This window comes from Novosphingobium sp. (assembly GCF_032093395.1).
Classification (GTDB): Bacteria; Pseudomonadota; Alphaproteobacteria; order Sphingomonadales; family Sphingomonadaceae; genus Novosphingobium.
Genome location: NZ_DAMDBA010000072.1, coordinates 1 through 25,405, shown reverse-complemented (window position 1 = coordinate 25,405; position 25,405 = coordinate 1). Strand labels below are relative to the sequence as shown.

24 protein-coding genes and 1 pseudogene are annotated in these 25,405 nt (G+C 60.9%); 14 read left to right on the top strand and 11 right to left on the bottom strand.

Going from position 1 to position 25,405, the window contains the following annotated elements:
• From RT424_RS19225 to RT424_RS19215, 3 genes are all read right to left on the bottom strand, one after another.
• Positions 1–1,254: M1 family aminopeptidase (locus tag RT424_RS19225; RefSeq protein ID WP_313441509.1), on the bottom strand; the 1,254-nt coding region annotated here is incomplete at its 3' end.
• Positions 1,255–1,566: 312 nt separating this feature from the next.
• Entirely contained in the window at positions 1,567–2,553 is a 987-nt protein-coding gene (locus RT424_RS19220; protein WP_313441507.1) for an MBL fold metallo-hydrolase, read from the bottom strand.
• A gap of 20 nt (positions 2,554–2,573) precedes the next feature.
• Complete coding sequence (locus RT424_RS19215; protein ID WP_313441505.1) at positions 2,574–3,329, bottom strand: SDR family NAD(P)-dependent oxidoreductase; 756 nt, start codon at positions 3,327–3,329, stop codon at positions 2,574–2,576.
• Between the two features lie 71 nt (positions 3,330–3,400).
• Between RT424_RS19215 and RT424_RS19210 the strand changes: the two genes are divergently transcribed.
• A complete protein-coding gene (locus RT424_RS19210) occupies positions 3,401–4,036 on the top strand; it encodes a TetR/AcrR family transcriptional regulator (RefSeq protein ID WP_313441502.1) in 636 nt (211 codons plus the stop codon).
• Positions 4,037–4,498: 462 nt separating this feature from the next.
• Here RT424_RS19210 and RT424_RS19205 read toward each other — a convergent pair whose 3' ends face one another.
• From RT424_RS19205 to RT424_RS19195, 3 genes are all read right to left on the bottom strand, one after another.
• On the bottom strand, positions 4,499–5,548 hold the full coding sequence (locus RT424_RS19205; protein ID WP_313441500.1) for an IS110 family transposase: 1,050 nt from the start codon (positions 5,546–5,548) through the stop codon (positions 4,499–4,501).
• 375 nt (positions 5,549–5,923) lie between these two features.
• Complete coding sequence (locus RT424_RS19200) at positions 5,924–6,832, bottom strand: alpha/beta hydrolase (protein WP_313441497.1); 909 nt, start codon at positions 6,830–6,832, stop codon at positions 5,924–5,926.
• Positions 6,829–8,025, bottom strand: a complete 1,197-nt coding sequence (locus RT424_RS19195) for an SMP-30/gluconolactonase/LRE family protein (protein ID WP_313441495.1) — start codon at positions 8,023–8,025, stop codon at positions 6,829–6,831. Before RT424_RS19195 ends, RT424_RS19200 begins: the two co-directional genes overlap by 4 nt.
• Between RT424_RS19195 and RT424_RS19190 the strand changes: the two genes are divergently transcribed.
• From RT424_RS19190 to RT424_RS19165, 6 genes are all read left to right on the top strand, one after another.
• On the top strand, positions 7,984–8,871 hold the full coding sequence (locus RT424_RS19190) for an NAD(P)-dependent oxidoreductase (protein ID WP_313441493.1): 888 nt from the start codon (positions 7,984–7,986) through the stop codon (positions 8,869–8,871). The genes RT424_RS19195 and RT424_RS19190 overlap by 42 nt on opposite strands.
• A gap of 4 nt (positions 8,872–8,875) precedes the next feature.
• The gene (locus RT424_RS19185) at positions 8,876–9,745 is read left to right on the top strand and encodes a 3-keto-5-aminohexanoate cleavage protein (protein ID WP_313441491.1); all 870 of its coding nucleotides are present in this window, start codon (positions 8,876–8,878) and stop codon (positions 9,743–9,745) included.
• A gap of 192 nt (positions 9,746–9,937) precedes the next feature.
• Positions 9,938–10,639, top strand: a complete 702-nt coding sequence (locus RT424_RS19180; protein WP_313441488.1) for a dihydrofolate reductase family protein — start codon at positions 9,938–9,940, stop codon at positions 10,637–10,639.
• Complete coding sequence (locus tag RT424_RS19175; RefSeq protein ID WP_313441485.1) at positions 10,636–11,364, top strand: haloacid dehalogenase type II; 729 nt, start codon at positions 10,636–10,638, stop codon at positions 11,362–11,364. Before RT424_RS19180 ends, RT424_RS19175 begins: the two co-directional genes overlap by 4 nt.
• A gap of 14 nt (positions 11,365–11,378) precedes the next feature.
• A complete protein-coding gene (locus tag RT424_RS19170) occupies positions 11,379–12,194 on the top strand; it encodes an SDR family NAD(P)-dependent oxidoreductase (protein ID WP_313441483.1) in 816 nt (271 codons plus the stop codon).
• Complete coding sequence (locus RT424_RS19165) at positions 12,163–12,978, top strand: SDR family oxidoreductase (protein ID WP_313441481.1); 816 nt, start codon at positions 12,163–12,165, stop codon at positions 12,976–12,978. Before RT424_RS19170 ends, RT424_RS19165 begins: the two co-directional genes overlap by 32 nt.
• A 78-nt stretch (positions 12,979–13,056) precedes the next feature.
• On the opposite strand, the gene RT424_RS19160 is transcribed toward RT424_RS19165, so the two are convergent.
• Positions 13,057–14,556, bottom strand: coding sequence for a sugar porter family MFS transporter (locus RT424_RS19160; protein WP_313441479.1), 1,500 nt, complete (start codon positions 14,554–14,556; stop codon positions 13,057–13,059).
• Between the two features lie 275 nt (positions 14,557–14,831).
• Positions 14,832–15,746 (bottom strand): LysR family transcriptional regulator, encoded by a 915-nt coding sequence (locus RT424_RS19155; RefSeq protein ID WP_313441477.1) that lies wholly within the window; start codon positions 15,744–15,746, stop codon positions 14,832–14,834.
• A 291-nt stretch (positions 15,747–16,037) separates the two neighbouring features.
• Here RT424_RS19155 and RT424_RS19150 point away from each other — a divergent pair, with 291 nt between their 5' ends.
• The 7 genes from RT424_RS19150 (at position 16,038) to RT424_RS19120 (ending at position 22,634) form a co-directional block, all read left to right on the top strand.
• Positions 16,038–17,258, top strand: a complete 1,221-nt coding sequence (locus RT424_RS19150) for an MFS transporter (RefSeq protein WP_313441475.1) — start codon at positions 16,038–16,040, stop codon at positions 17,256–17,258.
• Positions 17,255–17,974: a dihydrofolate reductase family protein gene (locus RT424_RS19145; RefSeq protein WP_313441472.1), complete on the top strand. Its 720-nt coding sequence runs from the start codon at positions 17,255–17,257 to the stop codon at positions 17,972–17,974. Before RT424_RS19150 ends, RT424_RS19145 begins: the two co-directional genes overlap by 4 nt.
• Complete coding sequence (locus RT424_RS19140; protein WP_313441470.1) at positions 17,975–18,829, top strand: SDR family NAD(P)-dependent oxidoreductase; 855 nt, start codon at positions 17,975–17,977, stop codon at positions 18,827–18,829.
• Between the two features lie 31 nt (positions 18,830–18,860).
• Complete coding sequence (locus RT424_RS19135; RefSeq protein WP_313441468.1) at positions 18,861–19,688, top strand: aldo/keto reductase; 828 nt, start codon at positions 18,861–18,863, stop codon at positions 19,686–19,688.
• A 145-nt stretch (positions 19,689–19,833) separates the two neighbouring features.
• Positions 19,834–20,913, top strand: a complete 1,080-nt coding sequence (locus tag RT424_RS19130) for a metallophosphoesterase (RefSeq protein WP_313441465.1) — start codon at positions 19,834–19,836, stop codon at positions 20,911–20,913.
• Positions 20,910–21,221, top strand: a complete 312-nt coding sequence (locus tag RT424_RS19125) for a putative quinol monooxygenase (protein WP_313441463.1) — start codon at positions 20,910–20,912, stop codon at positions 21,219–21,221. Before RT424_RS19130 ends, RT424_RS19125 begins: the two co-directional genes overlap by 4 nt.
• Before the next feature lie 225 nt (positions 21,222–21,446).
• Positions 21,447–22,634: an MFS transporter gene (locus RT424_RS19120; protein WP_313441461.1), complete on the top strand. Its 1,188-nt coding sequence runs from the start codon at positions 21,447–21,449 to the stop codon at positions 22,632–22,634.
• 177 nt (positions 22,635–22,811) lie between these two features.
• On the opposite strand, the gene tal is transcribed toward RT424_RS19120, so the two are convergent.
• The 3 genes and pseudogenes from tal to RT424_RS19105 form a co-directional block, all read right to left on the bottom strand.
• Positions 22,812–23,960 (bottom strand): transaldolase, encoded by a 1,149-nt coding sequence (gene tal, locus RT424_RS19115; RefSeq protein WP_313441459.1) that lies wholly within the window; start codon positions 23,958–23,960, stop codon positions 22,812–22,814.
• 1 nt (position 23,961) lies between these two features.
• On the bottom strand, positions 23,962–24,303 hold the full coding sequence (locus tag RT424_RS19110; protein ID WP_313441511.1) for a transketolase-like TK C-terminal-containing protein: 342 nt from the start codon (positions 24,301–24,303) through the stop codon (positions 23,962–23,964).
• Positions 24,304–24,453: 150 nt separating this feature from the next.
• Positions 24,454–25,397: pseudogene (locus RT424_RS19105) on the bottom strand (transketolase); the annotation flags it as partial.
• Positions 25,398–25,405 lie beyond the last annotated feature (8 nt).

Below are 25,405 nucleotides of genomic sequence, written 5' to 3'. Positions count from 1 at the left end.
TTCCAGATCAATGCTGGTGACGGTTCCGCCAGCGTTCTTGCGGGTATAGTCGCGCAGGCCTTTCCAGAAGGCCCGTTCTCCGAGCAAGGAGCGAAGATGATCCATGAACACCGCTCCCTTGCTGTACTGGATCGCCCGACGTGCGCCGAGAGACGGATACCGACCGCCCCAGGCAAGCGGTCGATCAAGGCCTTTGGCGCTGGCCTTTTCCCATCGTGTCCGCGCAACTGCTATCTCGGCTTCGTAGGCATCTCGGCCGTATCGATGCTCCTTCCAGGCGGCTGTCATGAAAACGGTGAGGCCTTCGTTGAGCCAGAAGTCCTGGAGGGTCTCACAGGTGATGAGGTTGCCAAACCATTGATGAGTCAACTCATGGATAATGGCCCAATCGTCTACGGGCGCACCAGGATCGGCGGGAAGCACGTCGATGCCGAGCACCGAGAACGTGGCAGCTTCCTGCGCCTCGCTGCCTTCGACGAGCAATTGGCTGTATGCGGGCACGGGAAGCGATAGGCCCAATTTCCGCGAAAGGAAGTGCACCTGGTCGGGCGTCGGCGCAAACCGGCGCGCCAATGTCGAGTCGTCTACGCTATCGCTGAGATAGGTCAGTCGCGAAGTCCCCGCCTGCGTATCGATACGATTGAACCTGCCGACGGCGAACCCATAAAGATAGGCCGAATAGGGCCGGGGTGAGCGCCAGATATGAACCTCGCTTCCATCTGGCCCCGGCTGTATTGAAACCAGGCGTCCGACCGAGAGGGTTTTCATGCCCTTGGGCACGCGAAGAGCTAGCGCGAAACGAGCCTTATCCCCGAACTGGTCTTGGAGGCAGATCATCCAGTCGCAGGCGAAATAGCTCGTGTAGAGGCCCGTCTCGGAGCGTACCAAGCCGCGGGCCGGATGCCCTTGGTAGGTCAGATCAAGGGTTGCGGTCAGCCCTCGGGGCAGTGCCTTGGGAAGGCGAAGGATCAAGCTGCCGCTTTCGATCCTGGGCGCCAGGGGGGCGCCATCCAGTGTGGCCTGGGTGATGTCGAGAGCGTTCCCGGTGAACACGAGCTGGCGCAAGCCGTCTTCCATTGCCCGAAGCCGGATCACCTCGTGTCCGGCAACACCGGCGTTCTCGATGTCGGGGGTAAGGGCCAAATCAAAGCTGAGAACCTCGAAACCCTGACCGGGCGTGTGATCTGTGCCGGCAATCGCGTCGCTGCCTTGCAGGCAGCAGATTCCCAATAAACTACAAATAATCCAGCGCATGCCCTTGTAGATCTCCCACTGCCCAATTTCCGGATCAACCAGAGCTAACCGGACGATCCGTAGGAGCGAAGTCCGAGAAGATCGGCCCGTCGCCGAGGAACTGCCGCCTGGCGCAATGGAGAGGCCCACGATGACTTGAGACGTAGCTGCTTGTTGTGTGATCTGACCGCGGGCTCGCAAGAATGTCGATGTCGGCGTCCGCTTTGGAGACCGAGAAACTGGCACAACGGAACGTCCGGACCTGGGAGAGGAAAATCGGCGGCTGAACGACCGAGAAGGGTCGGTGGTGTACGCGCACCCCGGGGCATGTAGCTATTCGAATTCAGCTGTTTCAGCAGGCCGCATGGCTATGAATTTCGCGGCATCGATGCCGCCTGTACGCAGGCTCGCCGTTAGGCGCCGGGCGGGTTCATCCCAGGGTTCGTCCGTCAGCTTGAATGTCCCCCAGTGCATGCCGACAGCCGCTTTTGCATCCAGGTCCAGCATGATCTGGATGGCATCGTCGGGATCGGTATGCTGGGCTGCCATGAACCAGCGCGGTGCATACGCACCGATCGGTAGGATTGCGACATCGACCGGCCCGAAGCGTGCCCGCAAGTTGCGAAAGATCGCACCTGTGCCGTAGCCAGTGTCCCCAGCGAAATAGACCGTCCTGCCAAAGGCCTGCAACATGAAGCCGCCCCACAGAGCCATGCGGCGGTCGCGGGCACCACGCGATGACCAGTGCAAGGCCGGTACGACATGCGCTTGAGCACCCGGGGCGATGTCGAAGCGGTCGAACCAGTCGCCCGTTTCGACGCGGGCATCGGGGATGTGGCGGCGAATTATGCTGTCGTTGCCCAAAGGGGTGATGATCCTTGGGGCATGCCGCGCCTGAAGCTGACGCAGGGTCGCAACGTCCAGATGGTCGTAGTGATTGTGGGACAGGAGGACCGCGTCGATGGGTGGCAGATCGCTCATCCGGACACCCGGCGCGGTCACGCGGCGCGGCCCGGCAAAGGCGAGCGGACTGGCACGGTTGGACCAGACCGGATCGGTCAGGATGTTGAGCCCGCCGGTTTGGATCAGCACGGATGCATGGCCGACCATGGTGATGCACAATCCCTCCACCCGTTCCGCCGGAACGATGGGAGACACCGGCATCGATTTCGGCCATCTGGTCCGGGGAGCCGTGCGATACCAGCGCAGGATATCGCGCATAGACCGGTCCGTTTCCGGCTCTCCTGCCGGGTTCGTAAAGCGGTGCCCGTCGAAGTGGGATGAGACGGGCCCGGAGTAGTAGCGGTTCGCGGATGACATAGGGCCTCGCTTCAAGTGGATCACTTCACCTCCGCCCAGGCAATGGCGTCTGCGCCCGCCGGAAGAACCGCCGGACAGTCCGCGTCGGTCGCCGCACGGAAGATCGCATCCGCGACATCCTGGGCCTCTGTGACCGGGCCATTGGCAGCCTCCATCATCGTCGCCAGCGTTTGCCGGGCATAGTCGGCATAGGGTTCGGCGAAGCCACCGGCATCGGCCACGTGGCCTTGGGCGGTGCTGCCAAAACTGGTCGATGGCGCCATGCCGGGCATGACGACCCGAACGCGGATGCCGAAGGGTGCCAGTTCGTGCGCGGCGGATTCGCTGAGAGCGTTCATCGCCGCCTTGCTGGCACGATAGACCGACAGCAGGGGCAAGGGCTTGTAGAGCGAGCTGGAACTGACATTGACGACGACGCCCGAGCGTCGCTCTCGCATCCCGGGAAGGACGGCCTGCATCAGAGCGATCGCCCCGAACAGGTTGGTTTCAAAAACCTCGCGCACCGTTTCGAGAGGCGAGCCCTCGACCGCGTTCAGCCATCCCATACCGGCGTTGTTCACGAGCACGTCGATCGCTCCGGCCTGCCCGATTGCAGCCGCGATGCTGTCTGCATCGGTCACGTCGAGCGGAAGGATATGCAGCCGGTCCGACGTCGGGAGTGTACTGGCGGCCGGATTGCGCATGGTGGCTACCACGCGCCAGCCCTGGTTGAGGAAATGTAAGGCCGTGTCGCGACCGAAGCCGGTCGAACAACCGGTGATGAGGACGGTCTTCATCGTAAAGCTCCTTGCAGAGGATCGTTCTTCTCCCTTAGATATGAACAATCCTTCAGCTTTGGTATTCGCATATGAGCCGCCCGACGCCTGCACTGCTCAAACCGCGCAAGACGCCGCGACAGATGCGTTCTGCCGTGACGATCGAGGCCATTCACTGCGCGACCATTCAGGTTTTGCTGACAGGGGGGCTCGGATATCTCACCACGACGCGGGTCGCCGAGCGCGCCGGCGTTTCCGTAGGTACGATGTACCAGTATTACCCCCACAAGCAGGCGTTGCTCTTCGCTCTGGTCGAGCGCCAGTTCAACCTGATCGAAACGGCGATGAGGGACGCGACAGACCAGTTGATGGGCGGTGACCTCAAGACGATCGCGCATGGCGTGGCGACGGCCTGGCTGGACGCGAAGATGGCAGACATGGTCGCCTCGCGCGCTATCTACGGCATCTCTGCCGAATTTGACTTGTCCGAACTGATGAGCAGAGCGGCGCAGACCATGACGGTGTCGATCGACGGGCTGCTCGCCAGTGCCTGCGATGCGCAATTCGCCGACCGAGCGTCAGTGGCTTTCATGCTAGCGGCGCTGTTGGGCGGGTCCGTCCGGGTCGTCATGGAGGCCGACCCTTCAGAGGAAAATTTCGCGCGACTTCGGCGCGAACTCCCCGAGGCCTGCCACGGTTATTTGGTGGCCGCCAGTCGGAGCGTGTAAGGAAAGCGGACCTCCCTCTTATCGGTGCGCTCAATTTGCCATTTAAGGTCCGGAATGGGTCGGTTTCGCCCGAGGGCGAACGCCGGGCCTTGGGACGAAGCCGTCGTTCGCAGGTCCGGCGGCGAACGTCGGCTTTCGGCTGAAGCGGACGTTCGCGGTTCCGCAGCAATCGTCACATGAATGATCAACCCTGGCCGGAAGGCGACCGTCCTCTGTGGATGGCTCCCGCGTTGCAAGTACAAATTGACGCGTTGTCGATCGGTCGGTTGCAGTCGTCTGTCCGGCCTGTTGATGCAGCCGGTAGGGACTGCTGGCCTTGATGGGGTTCGCGAACTGGGTCCCAATCGGGTTCTCAGGCTATAACGCCTCTGACAGTCGGAGGGTTGTCCCAGTTCCCGGTCTGACCGGTATCGCCATCACATCGCATCGCGCTTACAACTTCGTGAAGCTGATATTCTCAGCTTATCGCTTAATGGTGGGCGCCAGCATGGGCAGGTGACGTGCTCGGTACGTCTCACCGCGTGTCATGAGGGCCCAGATGATGCGGGCCATTTTGTTGGCCATTGCCACGGTCGCGACTCTAGCGGGCTTCTTCGCCAACAGCGCGAGAAGCCGTGGATCCGCAGTGTCAGGTTTGCATTTAGCATAGCGGACCAGCGCCGTAGCGCCGATGACGAGCAACTGGCGTAGATATTTGTCGCCCATCTTGCTGATCCGACCCAGACGCTCTTTCCCGCCACTGGATTTCTGTAGCGGAGTCAGGCCCAGCCAAGCGGCAAACTGACGCCCTGACTTGAACTGATGAGGGTCGCTTACCGACGCAGCAAAAGCGGTAGCGCCGACAGGCCCTACGCCGGGGATGGTCGACAAGCGTCGCGCAACTTCATCGCTACGTTGAAGGGCATTTAGAGCCTTGTCTATTTTCTGGAGCCGGGCATGTGTGTCGATGGCTTGTTGCGATAGCATGCCGACAATCATTGTTGCCTCTGCGGGAAGGCCTGTTTCGATCTCACCATCGACTATCTGGCGTGCCATAGTCAACGCTTTCTCAATGCCTTCTGGAATAGCGATGCCGAACTCTCCCAACATGCTGCGCATCATGTTCACCAACTGCGTCCTTTGACGCACTAGCAAGCTACGTGCTCTATGCAGGGATAGCGCAGATTGCTGTTCACGAGACTTCACAGCGACAAACCGCATCGTCGGACGCGTGACAGCTTCGCAAATCGCCTCGGCATCGACGGCATCATTCTTGCCGCGCTTCACATAGGGTTTGACGTAGCCGGGCGGCATCAGGCGTACCTCATGACCAAGGCTGATCAATTCACGCGCCCAATGATGGGATGTGCCGCATGCCTCGATCCCGACCAGGCATGGTGGTAGTTTCCGGAAAAACGGCAGCATTTGCGAACGCCGCAGGGCTTTGCGTACAACGACCCCGCCAGTCGCATCGACACCGTGAACCTGAAAAACGTTCTTGGCCAAATCCAGGCCGATCGTGGTAATCTCCATGGCGGATGGCTCCTCTGCTCGGGTTGCATGACAGCAAACCCATCTTGGCACTTTGATGCCGTGAGCGGGAGCCATCCACCCTATCCGGTTCGGAGCCGGCTTGCAGGCATAGCGGACCGTATTTTGGGATCAACTGCAGAACCAGTTGTGGAACTCAAGCCATTCTCGCGAACTTTTAACTATTCCTACATTAGGTTCACAAGCATCACCTGAAGTCAGCGGTGTCATTCCCTGAGAGGTCGACTTATAATTAATAATAACATTTACATAATACGTTTCGTACTGTAAAAACGAAACTTACAGAAATATTGATAATATAGCACGTGTTGGTTAGAAATAATAAGATATTTTATAAGAACGTCTGAATTTGCATCATTATCCGTTGAAGAACGTTTTCAACAATTCCGCTAGAGCCGCCGGCTGTTCCAACGCGAGACTGTGGCCGCATAACTCAAGAACATGATCCTGTGCCGGTGTCACGCCGATCCGCTCGATGCTCTCTCGGACAAGCCCGGCGAAGAAATGCGAGGCGCCGATCGTCATTACCGGTATGCGAGGGAATACCCCTTGGATGGAGTGATTGACCTTGGCATTCTCCAGCGTCGCCTTGTATGTATGCAGGGTGCCCCGCAGGCCATGCGGCGTCGAAAGCAACGCAATCCATTCGTCCCGCAAGTCGTCGGGCAGCGATGTCGGATCATAGCTTTGCAGATTGAGCCAATAGGTCCAGAACTCGCGCTCTTTCCCGGCAATAAGCATTTCGGGGACATCGGGCTTGAAGAAAAACGGCACATGCCACTCCCACACGCCGCGCCGTTCCTCGCTCTGCCTGACATTCTCTTCGGTCAGGAACGAGCGTTCCTCGAGCCCATATCCCGACAGCATCATCTCGGCAAAGCTCAGTGCCTTCACCCGATCAGGGTATTTGGCCGCGAGAACGAAGCCATATTCGGCCCCGCGGTCTTCGCCATGCACGAAGATCTGGCCGACCTGGAGCGCGTCCAGAAGCTGCGCCAGATCCTCTGCCACCGTGTCCGACACATAGCCGCTTTCGGCGTAAGGATGGCCGCTCAAACCCGCTCCCCGCAGGTCCGGCGCGATCACGCGGAAATGGGGGGTCAGAAGCGGCAGTATCTCGCGCCAATAGATGTGGGTTTTGGGCGTACCGTGGATGAGCAGCAGCGCTGGTCCTTTTCCTGCGGAAACCGCATGCATTTCGATTCCGTTGACGAGAACGCGATGCTGCTGCGCGGCGCGCCCAAGGTGGTCGATCAATTCGATCATTCATTATCTCCGGAAAGCTTTGAGGGAACGATGGCGCCGGAAAGCTGGGCTTCGTCCCAGTGGAATTTCACGAGCCGTCCCGTCGTGCTGAGCGTCGCATAGGCGATGCTGGAGTCCTCCGGATCGAAGCACAGGTTGGTCAGGAAATCCTCGGGCATCTCGATTTCGGTCAGCAGTTCGCCTGCAGGCGAAACGACCGAAAAGACGCCTTTATGCTGGGTCGCGATCACGACATTACCGCGCGGTGTCACTTTCAGGCTATCAAGCAGCTGCGCACCCGGCGCCTGCCAGACGAGTGTGCCGCCATGCGCCTGGCCCTCGGCCGATGCGAGTGCGCCGGGACCTTCCACCCTCCAGGACCACAGGCGGCCTGCGCCATACTCGGTTGCATAGAGTGTGCTGCCGTCCGGCGACAGGCCGATGCCGTTTGCGCCATTAACCAGCGGATAGGCGCACTCACAAATGGCCGAGCCATCGATCTTCGACCAGTATACACCGCCGTAGGTGCGGCTGTGCTCTGCGTCCCGGCCGAGATCAGTGAACCAGAAGCCTTCGCCGCTCGGATCGAACACAAGATCATCGATGGCTTGGAAAGCCCTGCCATCGACGCTGTCCAGCACCCGCTCGATCGAGCCGTTTGCCAGATTGATCTTTTCGATGCGAGCATCGAACCCCGATTGCTTGAACCCTTTCGAGATTGTGCGCCCGTCAAGCTCTTCCCACCGCATGGCGCCCCCGTTGTTAGCGACGTAGAGCCATCCATCCGGCCCAAGGGCCAATCCGTTCGGTCCGCCGCCGACATCGGCAAGAGCGGCGAGGCGATCGCCATCGAGGCGGCGGATCATACCGGCCTTGATGTCGCAAAAGGCGATGGAACCGTCCGGCATCACTAGCGGACCTTCCGGAAATCCGGCTTGTCGCGTCAGGATTTCGATGGGGGGAGCGATCACTGTGCTTTTCCTTGAAGAGTTTCGGTCCTCAATGGGCTCAGGCAGCGCAAAGTTTCTCGGCACAACGTGAGAAATTAAGCACGTCGCGTTGAAGCATATTTCGGCATCTAACCTTGACTGCCGTTCGTATTGGTACGGACCGGCGACGCTGCACAGGCAGCCGCCGCGACATATCAACGTGACAATCCTCAGGAGAAACACATGGCTTCGACCAAGAAGCGCGTTGCCGTAACCGGCGCCCACGGAAAGATCGGCACTGTCCTTGTTCCCTATCTGAAAGCCGAAGGGTACGAGGTCTTCTCGATCGACGAGACACCGCCGAGCGATCCTGATGAGTTGGCGATGACCGCTGACCTCACGCAGTTCGGTCAGGCCCTCGATGCGCTGTCATCCGCGGGGGAGGATACTTATGCGCGCCCCGAGCGCGAAGCGTTCGACGTGGTGGTGCATCTGGCCAGCCTGCCTCACCCGCGCATGAAGGCCGACAGCGAAGAATTCCGCATCAACATGATGGCGACTTTCAACGTCTTCGAGGCCGCCCGCCGCCTCGGCATCAAGAACGTCGTATGGGCAGCAAGTGAAGTGGGCACCGGCGTACCTTACGACAAAACCGACGCGCCTTACGTTCCTGTCGATGAGGAATACCCGATGCGCGGGTACAACATCTATTCGCTGACCAAGGTGCTCGGCGAGGAGATGGCACGTCAGATCTGCCTCAACGACCCGGAAATGCGCATCACTTGCCTGCGCCTCTCGAACGTCATGAACCCCGAGGAATACGACAAGTTCGACACCTGGCAGGACGATCCGACCCAACGCCTGTGGAACTTCTGGACCTACGTTGACAATCGCGATGTCGCGCAGGCCGTCGGGCTTGCGATTGAATATGATGTTCGGGGCAAGGATCAGTTCTTCATCACCAACGACGAGACGGTGATGCGCACGCCTACGGTCGAACTGCTCGACAAGCATTTCCCTGATATCGAGCGAAAGAAGGAATTCACCGGCAATGAGGTTGTGATCTCGAACGACAAGGCCAAGCGCATTCTCGGCTTCCAGCCCAAATACCGCTGGACCGACAAGAAATAAGGCGATGCGCAAGCCGCTCATCATCGAAGCTCGGATCAACGAGTACACGCCGCGCAGCGAGAACGGGCATATCCCGTTCTCGCCCGCCGAGATCGGTGAGGCTGCGGCGTGCGCCTGCGAGGCCGGGGCCAGCATCGTCCATTTCCACGCACGGCATGACGACGGCTCGCCCGACCACAGGGTTGAAACCTACGCTGCGGCGATCCGGGCTATCCGGGCGCGATGCGATGCTCTGGTCTATCCGACCCTTGGGCAGATTACCGTAGGCGGAAAGGATGAGGACAGGATCGCACACATCGAGGCTCTCGCCAGCGATTGCGCCACCCGGCCCGATATTGCCCCGATCGATACCGGCAGCACCAACATCGATCGGTTTGAGAGCGGTGATTTTGCGACCGGCGATCGGACATATACGAACGAAACGGCTACTATACGCTTCTTCGCCGATCGGCTGCGTCAGCTCAGGATCAAGCCGCAATTCGTTAGCTGGGCTGTTCCTTTCACCCGCATGTTCGAAGCGCTTCGGGAGCTGGATCTAGTCGATGCACCGGCATGGCTCCTGTTCGAACTGACCGACAGCGGGATTCTTGGCGGGCATCCCGGAACGATCGCCGGGCTTGAAGCGCACCTGCATTTCCTGCCTGATGGTCCCATCGAATGGTCTGTTTCCAACAAGATCGGCAACGTCACCAGTCAGGCGGCGCTTGCGATCGAACGTGGCGGCCACGTCTCGGCAGGGCTTGGCGACTATGGCTGGCCCGAACTTGGCCATCCCGACAACGGCGGCGCCATCGGTCACATTGCCGGCCTTGCGCGCTCGATGGGGCGCGAGATTGCGACAGTCGAACAGACCCGGGAACTGCTCGGCCTATGATCCGCGCAATCGGCGACATGACCTTTGCTCTCGCCACCGATGTTGTCCTTCGGGCCGTCAGTACGCGTGATGCGGGGGTCGCTCCTTGCTGCAGGCGGTCGGTACCAGATTTCTCTGGGCTGGAATAGTTCGCGGCCATTGCTGCGACAGCTCCGCTTGCACCCAAACAACGCTCTAAACGGAAACGAACATATGAAACCGCACATCATCTGCCACATGATGAGTCCGCTGGACGCCCAGCTTGTGGTGCGAGACTGGAGCGCCTCGACAGGTCGCTCCGCCGATGACCTCGACGCTCAGTCCAACCGTATCCACGCAGAGTTTGGCGCAGATGCCTGGCTGTGCGGTCGCAGCACCGGCGAAGAGTTCGCAACCGCCAAGCCCCATCCGGTCGCTGATTTCACCAGCGTGGATCGGCCCGTCCATATCGCGGAAAAACAGGGCCGGGACTACGCGATATTCCTCGACCGCGAGGGCAAACTTCATTGGCCGGGGCCTTTGGCGGCAGGCGACGCCGTCATAATCATTCTGGGATCGCAAGTGCCCGATGAGCACCTGGCCGAACTCGCGGCTGACGGCGTGAGCTACATTGTGTGTCCGTCCCCGGATCTCGACTTAACGTACGCCCTCGCGCTTCTGCGAGAGAAATTCGGCATAGAGCATCTCCTGCTCGAGGGCGGGGCGCATACCAATGCGGCCTTCTTCGAAGCAGGGCTGGTGGACGAGGTCAGCCTTGTCCTCTTTCCGGCGATCGGCGGGCGCACAGGCGCGGCTAACCTTTTCGACGCCGGCCCTGACGGGCTTTCCGACGCGCTGCGACTGACCACCACCTCGTGCAAGATGCGCGATCATGGCGTGGTCCATCTTCGCTATAAAGTGGAGTATCCCCAATGAACGACACGCTCCCTGATGTAAAATTCCTGGGCTTCGACGTCTTCGGCACCGTAGTCGACTGGCGCTCCGGCGTTGCGCGGGCAGCAGCCCCCTTCCTGCAGAAATATGGCCTCGAGGTTGATCCATTCACCTTCGCCGATGAGTGGCGCGCGCTGTATCAGCCTTCGATGCAGCAGGTTCGCAGCGGCGAGCGCCCGTGGGTCAAGCTCGACGTCCTCAACCGCGGAAACCTCGAAACCGTGCTCAGCCGCCATGACGCCGACTTTGGGCGGATAGCCGATGCCGAGATCGCCGACCTTAATCGGGCGTGGGAGCGGCTCGACCCCTGGCCGGACTCGGTAGAAGGGTTGACCCGATTAAAGCACCGCAAGGCCATCGGTCCGCTCTCCAACGGTCATATTGCCGGCATGCTCAACCTTGCTCGGTTCGGCGGCCTGCCTTGGGACGTTATCACCGGCGCTGAAGTGACAAAGAGCTACAAGCCGATGCCGCAAACCTATCTGCGGTCTGCCGAAGCCGTGGGTCTGGCACCCTATGAGGTGGCGATGGTGGCTGCCCACAACGACGATCTGCGCGCTGCCCGCGCAGCAGGCCTGCGGACTATCTTCATTCGCCGCCCGGCTGAGCACGGTCCCCACCAGCGCACCGATCTCGAACCGGAAGAGGCGTGGGACGTGATCGCCGAAACACTCACCCAGGCAGCCGATGCGCTTGGCTGCAACTGAAAGGAACCTTTACCATGAACGATATCTCCAATCGTCCGCTTGCTCTTGTCACCGGCGCGTCCAGCGGCATCGGCTATGAGCTGGCCCGTCTTTTTGCCGCCGATGGTCATGACGTGATCATCACCGCCACCGGAACCAATGGCGATCTCAACCGCACGGCTGACGCAGTTCGGGCCACGGGCGTCGATGCGATCGTCGTCGAGGCGGATCTAACCGAATATGATGGAGTGGAAAAATTGGCCGCCGCGATTGCCGAGGTTGGCCGTCCCTTGTCCGCTGCAGCGCTCAATGCCGGGGTCGATGTCGGCGGCTATTTCGTCGGCCAGACCGATCTCGCCGCCGAGCTCAAGATGATCCAGCTCAACGTTAGCTCGCAAGTACATCTGACCAAGCGCATCCTCCCCGCGATGGTCGAACGCGGGGAAGGCAAGCTGCTCTACACCGCCTCGATTTCCGGTACGATGCCGACGCCCTATGAGGCCGTCTATGGCGGCACAAAAGCTTTCCTGATCTCCTTCGTGGAATCGGTGAAGCAGGAAAACATCGACAGCGGCGTCTCCTTTACCCTGCTACTGCCTGGAGAGGTCGATACCCCCTTCTGGCATCGCGCAGGGATGGACACCTCGAAGCTGGGCCTTGGTGAGAAGGCGGCACCAACCAAGGTGGCGCGGGAAGGTTATGATGCGATGAAGGCCGGCAAAGACCGGGTCGTTTCCGGTAAGCCGGACAGCAAGTTCATCGGCCGCGTCATCAACACGCTACTTCCCGACACTGCCAAGGCTGCCGCCCACGCGGAGGGTGCAGAGCCGGGTTCCGGGCTCAAGGCCTAACCAGACAAACGCATACCCTGACACATTTGAAAGGCCCCTCATGAATTATCTGAAAGACAAAGTGGTCATCATCACCGGTGCATCCTCGGGTATCGGCGCGGCCAGCGCGCGCCGGCTCGCAAAGGACGGCGCACGCGTCGTGCTCGCGGCGCTCGATGCCGATGCTCTCGATGAGGTTGTCGCCGAAATCACGTCATCTGGCGGCATCGCAGCCAGCAAGGTGACGGACGTTACCGAGCCTGAACAGTTCGCCTCGCTCGTCGCATTTGCCAACGACACGTTCGGTCCGGTCGATGTTCTGGTGAACAATGCCGGCCTTATGCTCTTTTCCTACTGGAAGGACATGGCTCTCGATCAATGGAACAAGATGATCGACGTGAACTTGCGGGGCTATCTTCACGGCATCGCAGCGGTTCTGCCATCGATGCTCGAGCGACGGTCCGGATGCATCCTCCACATGGATTCGGTGGCTGGCCTGCGCGTTGGCGATGCCGGCGGCGTTTATGGCGCTACCAAATTCTTCATCCGGGGGATCACGGAAAGCCTGCGCAAGGAAGTCGCCGTCAGCCATGGCATTCAGGTCGCCATGATCAGCCCCGGGGTGATCGATACCGGGTGGCCGGATAAGCTCGATGAGGGCAAGGCAAAAGACGTTGCGCAGGACCTTGCCACGGGCGCCATCAGCCCGGAGGCGGTGGCTAATGCGGTTGCTTTCGCGCTCAATCAGCCTCCCGAGGTATCGATCAACGATCTCATCGTGGCGCCAACGGCGCAGGGTTGGTAATCGGCCTAATCAAAAAATGGGGCGTCGCTTCGCAGCGGCGCCCCATTTTTCATGTCTGAGGGCGACAGCAGTCCCGCCTTATGCCGATTGGGTGAGGCGAATGCCGACATTGCCGCGCTGTGGCCGGAACTTGCCCTGCCTGAGTGACTCCTCAATGTCCTCCAGGCTCGCGCCTGCCGTTTCCGGCACGAATAGCAGGACGAACAGGAATGATGCGAAGTTGATGGCGGCGTAAATCCACATCGTCGCGCCAAGCCCGACCGCCTGAACGAGCGAGAGAGCCGTGCCGGTCACGATCAGGTTCGAGCCCCACAGCATGGCAGCATGCAGAGACGTAGCGGGCCCACGCATCGAAAGAGGAAACATCTCGGAGCCCAGCAGCCAACCGCACACCTGGATGCCGCCCGAGTTGAAAAACATGAAGGCGAGCAGGAAAACGATTGTCAGCCAGCTCGCAGGCCCACTTGTCGCGCCGGTCGCGAACATGGCGCCAAGCCCGATGAGGCTCAGTACGGATCCAGGGATCATAATGAGCATCAGGCGGCGGCGCCCGATCCTGTCCACGAACAGACAGCCAAGCAGGGTCACGATCGCATAGACGATGGCCACCCCAAGGCTAGCGAACAGGGCTGAAGATCGCCCGAACCCGGCGTCGGCGAGAAATGTCGGAGCGTAATAGATCATCATCTCCAACCCGCCGCACTGGGTGAAGAAAGCGACGCCGAGCGCCGCGATCAGAGCGGGCCTTACCCAGGGCTGACGAATGCCGCGCCAGCCTGCTTCCTCCGGCTTGGCCTCGCGGGCGATTTCCTGGATCTGACGCAGCTCCGTGCGGACTTCTCGCCGCGTTTCGCGAACCTGTCCGAGGATGTCGGCCGCCGGCTCCAGGCCTCTGTTTTCGGCGACCCAGCGCGGGCTGCGCGGCATAAACAGCATCGCGACAAACACCATCACCGCCGGCACCGCCGCGATCGCCACCATCGGCCGCCAAGACCATGTGCCATGCAGAGCAACGCCAACGATATTGGCCAGAAGGATGCCGATGCCGATCGCGACGTTGAACATCGTCACTAGGTTGCCGCGCCGGTCGGGCGGGGCTAGTTCAGAGATGTACATCGGTACGACCTGCGTTGACGCACCTACCGCTATGCCCAGGATCAGGCGCCCGAAAACCAGCAACGGAACCGTGGGAGCTAGCGAGCAAGCAATCGCGCCCACGGCGAACACAGCTGCAACGGTCAGCACCGTAACCTTGCGGCCCACCCGTTCCGATAACCAACTTGTCGCCAGCGCACCTACGACGGCGCCTGCGAGGATGGCGGCCGTGACAATTTCCTGCATGCGATGGCTGAGCTGAAACTCATCAGTCATCGAGAGCAATGCGCCCGAGATAATGCCGGTATCATAGCCGTAAAGCCCTCCGCATACTGCCGCAACGAGCGCCGCAAACCGCAATGTCCCCTTTGAGCTGGTCATCTCGACATTTTCGATGATCCGCTTGAGCGCGCGTTCATCTGCATGCCGCAAGGCAGGATCGCTGGTTCCGGTTAAACGTGTCGGTGCTGTATTATCTTGCAAAAACTTGCTCCATGATCATTTCCACGAAGCCACGCGCCGAGCGTTCTTTGAACATTTTTCCGGACATGCTGCGTCGTCTGAACAACGCTTTAAAGTGAAGTGTCTGACCACATGTATGGTCGGATGACCCCTGTTCGGAACCGGCGGCAAACACCCTCTCGAAAGATGTGTGCTCGCTGCGTTGATGACTGATGGCACAAGACCATTTGAGAACAGCGATGCACGCTATGTAGCATTAAATGCACGAAAAGGCGAATCGGCTCCGCCTCGCCATCTCAATTCAGACCGCTTCCCCGCCGTCTAAGCATGGTGATGAACGTCCGCAGTGCTTCAGGTTGCTGGCGGCGGCTTGGGTAGTAAATATGAAATGCCTCGCCTGGGGAGGACCATTGCGGCAGCACCTCGTTCAGACGCTCGGTCCCGATCAGATCGACGACGCGTTCGCGCAGACAATAGGCGATGCCGCCGTCATTGAGCGCGACGTCCACGGCCAGCGCGCTTTCATCCACCACCACCGACCAGTCGAGATTGAGCGATCGCATCTGCGTGCCCATTTCGATTTCCCAATGGTAGATCGCCCCGGTGCCCATGCGCAGACCGATGCAGCGGTGGGCCTTGAGATCATCAGGTTCCTGCGGCGTTCCTGCGCCTTTTAGGTATGCCGGCGATGCCACCATGACCCAAAGCAACGGGGCGCCGATCGGAACGGCAATCATATCTTCAGGAACCCGCCCACCAAAACGGATGCCGGCATCAAAGCCCTCTCCAACGATGTCGACCATGGCGTCCTGTACTACGACTTCAAGTTCGACATCGGGATGCTGCGCTGAATATTCCGCGATTACCGGGCCTAGCAGCAGTCGCGCAGCATCGCTCAGTACATTGATCCTGAGCCTGCCCGCAGGGCTGGATCGGTAGCGGTTAAGCGCTTCCACACCCGCTCCGATTTCGCCGAAGCCTGCTTCAAGCTTCTTGAGCAGTTCCTCACCTGCAGCCGTCAAGGTGACGCTGCGCGCATTCCGGTTGATGAGCCGCACCCCTAGGCGCGTCTCCAGTCCGCGAAGAGCGTGGCTGAGAGCGGAGGCGGATACATCCATATCCAGCGCTGCCTTACGAAACCCCCCATGGTGCGCGAGGATCATGAATACATTGAGGTCGCCGAGGTCCGAGCGCGAGAGTTTCATTTCCATCCCATCATGAGCGAGGCTCTACTGGACCCCATCGATACTGTTGCGTGAATTAAATAGCACGCTCCGTTGATTTGACTATGTGCATCTTTCGATGTGGGGTTTGGGTTATTCCTGCTGAAAGCGATGTCCGCCCGACATCTGAACCATTCAGCAAAAGGATCACCCATGCGCCAACATTACAGCGCCGACGTGCGCGGAAGGCAACCTGATACCTGAGAAGGTTGGTCCTTTCAAAATCGCCATTCCCTCTTCCCAGCGGGCTGGCGGTTCAATTCTCCCGAGGCGCAGCACGTGCGGGAAGCGACAGGAAATATGGAAAAAAATCAAACGATCGCGGCGCCTCATGGTCTGGCGCTGGCGCAAATTGCCCTCGGGTTCGGCGGCCTCTTCATTGGAACCGGCGAATTCGCTGCCATGGGCTTGCTGCCCGGCATGGCAAAATCGGCTCAGGTATCCATTCCTGACGCCGGCCACTTCATCAGCGCCTATGCGCTGGGAGTCGTGGTCGGCTCTCCGCTTCTTGCTGTCGCGACTGCGCGAATGGAAAAACGCGCTCTGCTCCTGCTGCTGGGCGCGATCGTCCGCATCGGCAATGCCCTGTCAGCCGTCGCTCCCGGCTTCTGGGGGATTGCCGGCGCGCGCTTCATCGCAGGGCTGCCCCATGGCGCCTATTACGGCACCGCCTCCATCGTCGCGGCATCCATGGTTCCGCGCGGACAGCGCGCGCAAGCGATCGGACGGGTGATGCTCGGCCTGGCGGCCGCAAATCTTATCGGCGTCCCGCTCACGACCTGGCTCGGGCAAAGCTTTGGCTGGCAATCTGCCTTCGGGCTCGTGGCACTCGGCGGCGCCATCCTGATCGCCATGCTGCGCTTCCTCGTTCCCCATGTTCCCGCCGACAACGACGCGAGCCCACTGCGCGAACTCTCTGCCTTCAAGAGCGCACAGGTCTGGCTGACGCTCGCGACCGCGACGATAGGGTTTGGCGGCATGTTCGCAGTGTACAGCTATATCACCCCGACGCTCACCGAGGCGACCGGCGTGTCCGAAGGCGCAGTCCCGCTGTTCCTGGCCCTGTGGGGTCTCGGCATGTGCGTGGGCAACGTGGCGGGTGGCTGGCTGGCGGACCGTGCGCTGATCCCGGCTATCTTTGCCATCTTGGTCTGGAATATCGTCTTTCTCGCGCTTTTTACGTGGGTTGCGAGAACGCCGATTCTTGCTGGAGCCGCGCTATTCATGATCGGCATCGGCTTCGCTCTCGTGCCTGCACTGCAGTCACGCCTCATGGAGGTCGCCAGCCATGCTCAGTCGCTGGCGGCATCGATGAACCACTCGGCCTTCAACCTGTCCAACGCGATCGGTGCGTGGACCGGCGGTCTGGCGATCTCTGCCGGCATGGGGTGGGCATCGACCGGCGTGGTTGGTGCTGCGCTAGCGCTTGCTGGTCTCGCCGTCATGGGTATCGCAGCGGTCCATGCACGTAAGAGCGGTGCTCAAGGAGAGCGGGCATGACACCCTATGTCGTCTGCCACATGATGGGCCCGCTTGACGGCGGGCTTGTCGTCAGCCGCTGGAGCGCATCGACCGGACGAACCACCGACGCGCTGGTCGCGGACTATGAACGAGTTCATCGTGAATTGAAGGGCGATGCCTGGATCGCTGGGCGTTCGGTCGGAGCCGAATTTGCAACCGGAGAGCCGCAGCAGCTTGGCCTCGATCACCCGGCGACACGCCCTTTGCATATTTCGGTTAGGAACGCAGCTGAATACGCGATCATCATCGATCCACATGGGAAGCTGCACTGGAGCGAATCCCACATAGACGATGGCGCCATTTTCATGGTTCTGGGGCCCACGGTCGCAGATGCGCATCTCGCGAGGCTCGCTGCGCTTGGCATCTCCTACTTCGTCATGCCCTCACAGGTCATGGATCTGCGCCTTTTGCTCCGCACGCTGGCTGACAACCTGGGGATCAAGCGTTTGCTGCTGGAAGGCGGCGCAGCCACGAACGCGGCGTTCTTCAAGGCAGGCCTCGTAGACGAAGTCAGCCTGCTGCTCTTCCCGGCCATAGGCGGCCACTCCGACGCCCGGAGCCTGTTCGAAAGCGACAAGGAGGGCCTGGCCGAGAAGATGCGGTTGGAAATGATCTCCACGGAAGTCCGCAGCGGTAGTTCGGTCCACCTGCGATACAAGGTCTATTACAGCAAAGCTATTGATTGGAAGACATAAATGAGCAGTCGTGATGACATTTTGACACCTGGGCGCGTTGCGGTCATTACCGGAGCCGCCGCCGGGATCGGCGCGGCTTGCGCACAGGCCTTCGCTCGCCTCGGCATGGGTTTGTGCCTGTTCGACCGCGACGCTGACGCACTGGACCGGCTCTCCGCTCAGCTCGGCACTCTGACAGAGGTCGTGACCGTTACGGGCGACGTGACCAGTGCTGAGGACCTCGCACGGCTAGCCGACACCGCCTTCGAACGCTTCGGCGATGTTGCCGTGCTGATGAACAACGCCGGAATCACTGCCGGGGCAGGCCCCTGGGATGATCTGGCGGGCTGGCGCCATCAACTGGAGGTGAATCTTTTTTCGATCGTGACCGCCCAGTCGCTGTTCGTGCCCCGGATGTTGCAACAGGACCGCCGCTCCGCGATCGTCAATCTCGGCTCGAAGGAAGGCATCACCACGCCCCCGGGCAATGCCGCCTATTCGGTCGCCAAGGCGGGCGTGAAGGTCCTGACCGAACAGCTCGCCCACGAGTTGCGCAGCGCCGGCGGGGACAAGGTAAGCGCGCATCTCTTCGTGCCCGGTTACACCTGGACCCCGATGAACATTGCGCTGAAACCGAAGGGGACGCAAAAGCCCGACGAGGCCTGGACCGCCGAGCAGCTGGCCGACTATTTCCTTGGCCGCCTGCGCAAGGGCGATTTCTACATCCTGTGTCCCGACAACGTCGTGACACAGGAAATGGACGCCAAGCGCATCGAATGGGCGGCCCACGACATGATCGACAACCGCCCCGCGCTTTCGCGCTGGCATCCCGATTGGGCGGACAAGTTCGCCCGGTTCATGCGCGCCCAGGACTGAGCGCGCCCTTTCGCAATTGAGACAAAGACCCATGAACACCATCGAATCGAACGGCGCCCGAATTCCTGCTCTGGGCTTCGGCACCTACCGCATGACCGCGGCTGAAGTGGCGCAAACGCTTCCCGCTGCGCTCCAGCTGGGCTTTCGCCATGTCGACGCGGCCCAGATCTACGGCAACGAGGACGCTGTGGGTGATGCGCTGCGCTCTTCGGGCGTCGCGCGCGACGACATCTTCCTCACCACCAAGGTGTGGGTTACCAATTTTGCGCCGGACCGTTTCGAGGTGTCCGTCATCGACAGTCTGCGCCAGCTGGGCACCGATCACGTCGACCTGCTGTTGCTGCACTGGCCGCAAAGTAGCGATGTACCGCGCGCCACCCAGCTTGAACTCCTCAACGCGATGAAGGAGAAGGGGCTGACCCGTCATATCGGCGTCAGCAACTACAATACGGCGCTGATGCGCGAGGCAACCGAACTGAGCGACGCGCCACTCGTCAACAATCAGGTCGAATACCACCCCTGGCTCGACCAAAGCGCGGTGATCGCGCAGGCCAAGCCTCTGGGCATGTCGGTCACAGGCTACTTCGCGATGGCCAACGGGCGCACCCCGACCGACCCGCTCCTGCAGGACATCGGCGCGAAGTACGGCAGGAGTGCGGCCCAGGTGGTCCTGCGCTGGATGACCCAGCAGGACGGTGTCGCGGCCCTGTCGAAGACCGCGCGCCCTGAACGTCTCAAGGAAAACTTCGACATCTTCGATTTCTCGCTCGCAGACGAGGACATGGCTGCGATCGGCGCCATGGCCGCGCCGGACGGCCGCATCGTGCTTGAACCTGAACTTGCCCCTGCCTGGGATTGACCATATCCGCTCGAGGGCGAGCATGCACCCACCCTCGAGCGCGCGCGCTAGACGCGACCACCTGCCGGCTGCCCGGAGATCGACCATCTTTCACGTCCTGTTCTCGGCGCCCTGCGCGTTTGTTCTCCTGCGCTGGCTGTGGCCGATGGCGCTGCCTGTGCGCCAGAAGGTCGCGCTAAGCCTCCTCCTGCTCGGCTCCTCGCAATTCCACTTTTGGAACGAACTTTCCTCCGGCTCGGTCTTCGCGCCCGAGTTTCCCCGCTTCGTCGTCATCCTGTTCAACTGGTCGTTCATTGCGATCGTGCTGCTCGCGGTGCTCCAGCTTGCCAGCGATTTGGTCACGCTGCTTGCGACGCCGTGGCGTCGCACATTTGCCCAGCACGGAAAATTGCGCCCGGCTCTGGCTGGCCTCGCCATGCTCTTCGCGGCCATCGGGGTTTGGAACGCCACCCGTGTTCCGGCGGTCAAGGACACCACGGTCGAGATCCGCGACTTGCCCCCTGCATTCGACGGTTATCGCATCGTCCAGCTTACCGATCTGCACATCAGCCGCCTCTTTCCGGCGCGCTGGGCCACGGAGGTGGTGCGCCGGACCAACGCCACTAATGCCGATCTGATCGTGGTGACCGGCGATTTCATCGACGGTTCGGTTGCCATGCGCCGCGCCGACGTGGCCCCTCTGGCAGCTCTGCGTGCGCGTGACGGTGTTTTCGGCATACCCGGCAACCACGAATATTATTTCGATTACCGCAACTGGATGCGACATCTAGCCGGTCTTGGGATCCGCCTGCTGCCCAATTCCCATATGCTGATTACCCGAGGCACTGCGCACCTTGTGCTTGCGGGCGTCACCGACCTTTCGGCACCCGAGCACGGGCTTCCCGGCCCCGATCTCGACGCTGCGCTGAAGGACGCGCCGATAGGCAGCCCCGTCATCCTCCTCGACCATCAACCCAAATTCGCCGCGAAAGCCGCCGCCAAGGGTATCGCTCTCCAGCTTTCCGGTCACACGCACGGCGGCATGATCGTTGGTCTTGATCGGATCATCGCGCGGTCGAACGCGGGCTATGTCTCCGGACGCTACCGCGTCGGCGCCATGGACCTTTACGTCAGCAACGGCACCGCGCTGTGGCCCGGCTTTGCCGTTCGACTGGGCAAGCCGCCCGAGATCACCTGCATTACCTTGCGATCCATGCAAGCAACAAGCACAGGAGATAACCGATGACCTCTCCATCACGCGCGAACGAGCAGGTTGCCTGCGTCACCATCACCATTGCAAAACCGGGCTATGAGGACCGCTTGCTGGGCGCGCTCAACCAGTTGGTGCGCGACGTTCGTCAGCAGGACGGCTTTCTGCAATACGATCTACACCGTGACATGGAGGAACCTCGCCGTTTCTTCGCGGTCGAGAACTGGGAGAGCAAGCAGGCCTTCGATGCCCACGCCTCGGCTCCCGAAGTCGAAGCCTATCGCGCACTTGTCGCCGACTGGATCGAGGACACGTCCTACCATCCCATGAAGCGGATTGCCTGATCTGTTTCCCACGGCGCAGTGACCTGTCTGCCCGTCAGTCCACGCGAGCCGCGCCTGAATGCCAGGCACGGCAGCCTAGGTTGACCGCAATGGAAGGTTCGCGTAGTTCGACGCCCAGACGAGAAGCCGGCCCTGGCTCCTCGCGTAAGCGTTAACGTCAACCAACGCACTACTTCCACACGCCCCTTCCGAGGAAGGGCACCTGGCGCTGTGCCGAGTTGACCCATGCCTGCTCCTTCCCACACGAACCGGCGCCTGCCGGGCTTCCTCCTTGCGACAGGCGTTGTCCTGATCGGTGCCAACTTGCGCGCGCCGATTACCAGTTTGGGGCCCGTCCTTCCCGATATCCAGTCTGGTCTCGCCCTCGACGGCGCCGCCGCAGGGCTGCTCAACGCGCTGCCCCTGCTGCTGTTCGCGGTGCTTTCGCTGATCGCGCCGCAATTGGGGCGCCGCTTCGGCCTCGAGCGCGTGTTGGGCGCCGCGATGGCTGCGATTGCGCTGGGAACCGTGTTGCGCTCGGTCTGGCTACCGCAGGGCCTGTGGCTGGGCACGATCGTGCTGAGCTGCGGCATCGCCTTCGGCAACGTCCTGCTGCCCGGCCTCGTCAAGCGAGACTTTCCCGAGAGTGCCGCAGGCCTGATCGGACTCTACGCCGCGGCGATGGCGGGCATGGCCGGGCTTTCAGCCGGGCTGGCCGTACCTATCGCCCGCCTGCCCTTCGCCGCCTGGCGCTGGTCGCTCGGCATCTGGGCAGCGCTATCACTGCTCACGCTGCTGATCTGGCTACCCGTCATGCGCGCCGACGCCACGCAGCACGCGAGCGGCACGGCGCAAGCCGCGCCAGCCCGTTCGGTCTGGCGCCACCCGGTCGCTTGGCAGGTGTCGGCGTTCTTCGCGTTCCACTCGCTGGTCTTCTATTCGATCGTCGACTGGTTCGCCTCCTACGTTGCCGATGCCGGGATCAGCGCGGCCACGGCGGGCGGATACCTGCTGGTCTACCAGGTCGTCGCGGTGGCGACGAACCTGGGCAGCGCCTCGCTGATCCGGCGTGTGCGCGACCAGACTTGGCTCGGCTTTGCCTGCGGCCTGCGCCTGCTGCTCGCGACCGGAGGCCTTCTCGCCGCGCCGCATCTCGCGCTCGTCTGGGTAATTGCTGGAGGGATGGGGGCCGGGATAGCAATGGTCACCAGCCTCTCGCTCTTCGCGCTGCGCACCCGCGACCACCATCAGGTGGGCGCCCTTTCGGGCATGGCACAGTTCATCGGCTATGCGGGTGCCGCGGTAGGCCCGCTGCTGATGGGGGTGCTGCACGATGCGACCCATGCCTGGACCGCGCCCCTGGGCCTACTGATCCTGGCCAGCCTGCTCGTCACGCTGTTCGCCACTTTGGCCGGACGCAATCGGGTCATCTGACACCTGCCGCGCAGGACTGGCGACATACACGGAGCTCGATCAAGCGAGTTTAAGCGCAGTGGTTGCCCTGTTTCTCGACCATGAGAGAAACAGGGCGGCTTTGGCAATCAGCGTCCGTCACGCCAAGGACCGAGGCAAGTTGGTGCTGCCTTGTGGGGTGATTGCGGTGTGCCGGACCTATGCCGACAAGGTCATCGAACGACGCAGAGCGCCTAGCTTGCCCTCGATTGCACCTAAAAGGTCTTGGTGCGCCTTCTTGAACACATCCAGACCTTCTTCGAGCAGGTGTGCATTGATCCCGGTCAGGTTGAGGCCAAGGTCAGCAGCGGTTTCGAGTATCTGGACAGCTCGCGCGACGTTGCGGTCTATCGTCCGGTCTGCCGTCCCGTGATCACGAAATGCGTTCAATGTATCGAGGGGCATCGTGTTGACCGTGCCAGGCCCAATGAGCCCGTCGACGTATGTGGTATCTGGGAAGCTTGGATCCTTGGTCCCCGTGGAAGCCCAAAGAAGCCGCTGAACCTTCCCGCCCTTTTCGGCCAATGCGCTCCAGCGCGCACAATCAAATATTGTCGAGAACGTACGATAAGCGGCTTTGGCATTCGCCATCGCGACCGATCCACGGATTGCCAACAGGTCATTTGACTGGGTGTCGCCTGCGGTTACGCGCTCGTCGATCTTCTTGTCGATCCGTGCGTCGATCCGGCTGATAAAAAAGCTGGCCACGCTGGCGATCGAGGCGATGCTTTCGCCTGCCGCATGGCGAGCTTCGAGGCCGTCTATGTAGGCCTGGGCAACCGCGCCATAAGCATCGACATCAAACAGAAGGGTCACATTGACGTTGATGCCTGCTTCGATGAGAGCGCGGACTGCGGGTACGCCTGCTCGTGTACCTGGCACCTTGATCATCAAATTAGGTCGGTCGACCTGGGTCCAGAGCCGGCGACCTTCCTCAATCGTTCCGTTCGTATCGTCTGCCAGCGTCGGTGAAACCTCGATGCTAACATATCCATCGGCGGCCTGTGTCGCGGCGTACACGCCGTGAAGGATATCGCAGGCATGCTGGATGTCTCTGACTGCCAGCGCTTCGTAGATTTCTATGGCCGAGGCGCCGGGTCGATCCGCAACAATCTGGCTGATCTGCTCGTCGTACGCATCCCCTTTGCCGATGGCCTTCTCGAAGATCGAAGGGTTCGAGGTCACCCCTGATACGCCGTCCCGTTCCACCAATTGGTGGAGGTGCCCTTCCTGCAGATAGGTGCGGTCGATAAAATCCAGCCAGGGCGCTTGGCCGTAGGCGTGCAGTTCTTTGAGTAATGAGGGCACGTTATTTCCCTTCCTCGAGCATGGCCTCAGCGACCGAAATGACATTGCCGAGCGTGAAACCGAACTTCTCCTGCAGGCCGCCGATAGGTCCGGAGGCGCCGAAATGGCCCATGGTGATCGTTCGACCTTGAGGACCGACATACCGATCCCAACCAAATGGTCCTGCCATCTCAATGGCGAGGCGCGCGGTGCAGCTGGGCGGAAGAACCGTCGCCCGGTACGCTTCATCCTGACGCTCAAAGAGCGACCAACATGGCATCGATACAAGCTGCGAGCGCACCCCTGCTGCAGTGAGACGTTCATGGGCCTGTGCTGCCAGGCTGACCTCGGAGCCCGTGGCCATCAGAACGATCTGAGGGTCGTCAGATGCCGCAAGGACATAGGCGCCCCGTTCCAATCCGTTTGCCGGTGCGTAAATTTCTCGATCGAGCGTGGGCAGCGCTTGTCGCGACAGGACAAGCGCAGATGGATGGCGCTTCTGGGCCAAAGCGTGCTTCCAGGCTTCACGCACCTCGTTGGCATCAGCTGGTCGGAAGGTATCGAGCCCCGGAATGGCTCGCAGGCTCGCGAGGTGTTCGACAGGCTGATGCGTCGGTCCATCCTCGCCAACTCCGATGGAATCGTGAGTGAAGACAAAGACCGATGGCAGTTCCATGATTGCCGCCAGGCGCAATGCAGGTCGCATGTAACGAAGACAAGGAAGGTGGCCGAGAAGCTGCGTAAGTAGGACAGAACCATGCCATTGACGATCCCGCCCATAGCATGTTCGCGAACCCCGAAATGGACCGTCCGCCCACCGTACGAACCGTACTGGAACGACCCCAGGTTCACGAGGTCCGTTTTAGTCGATGGTCCAAGATCTGCGGAACCTCCGACTAGCCAGGGTATCTGGCTTGCTGCTGCGTTCAGGACCTTGCCGCCGCTGTCACGCGAGGCAATGCCTTTTGCATCGGCCGGGAACATTGGCAGAGCGTCCTCCCAACCATGCGGCAGATCTCCATTGCTAATGGCCTCCAGTTCCGCGGCGAGTTCAGGGTACTCGCTGGCATAAGCGCGCCGCATGATGTCCCATTGTTCCCGCAGTGGCCCACCGCGCGAGGAGATGGCATCGTGGATACGCTCGGCCACTCCTTCAGGAACATGGAAATCCAGACTTGCCGAAATACCATATGCAGTCTTGGTCGTGGAAATCGCGTCAGCACCAAGCGGCTCGCCATGGGCCTTTGCAGAGCCTGCGTGGGGGGAACCCCATCCGATTATTGAAGTCACGACAATCAGTGTCGGCCGATCGGTAGTTCTGCCAAATTCATCGAGCGCTTCACACATCGAGCCGGTATCGTTGGCATCGGCCACCTCGATGACGTGCCAGCCATACGCCTTGAAACGAGCCTGTTGATTGCCACTGAGAAGTGACCCGGGGGGCGTATAAATTACCATTGAGAATT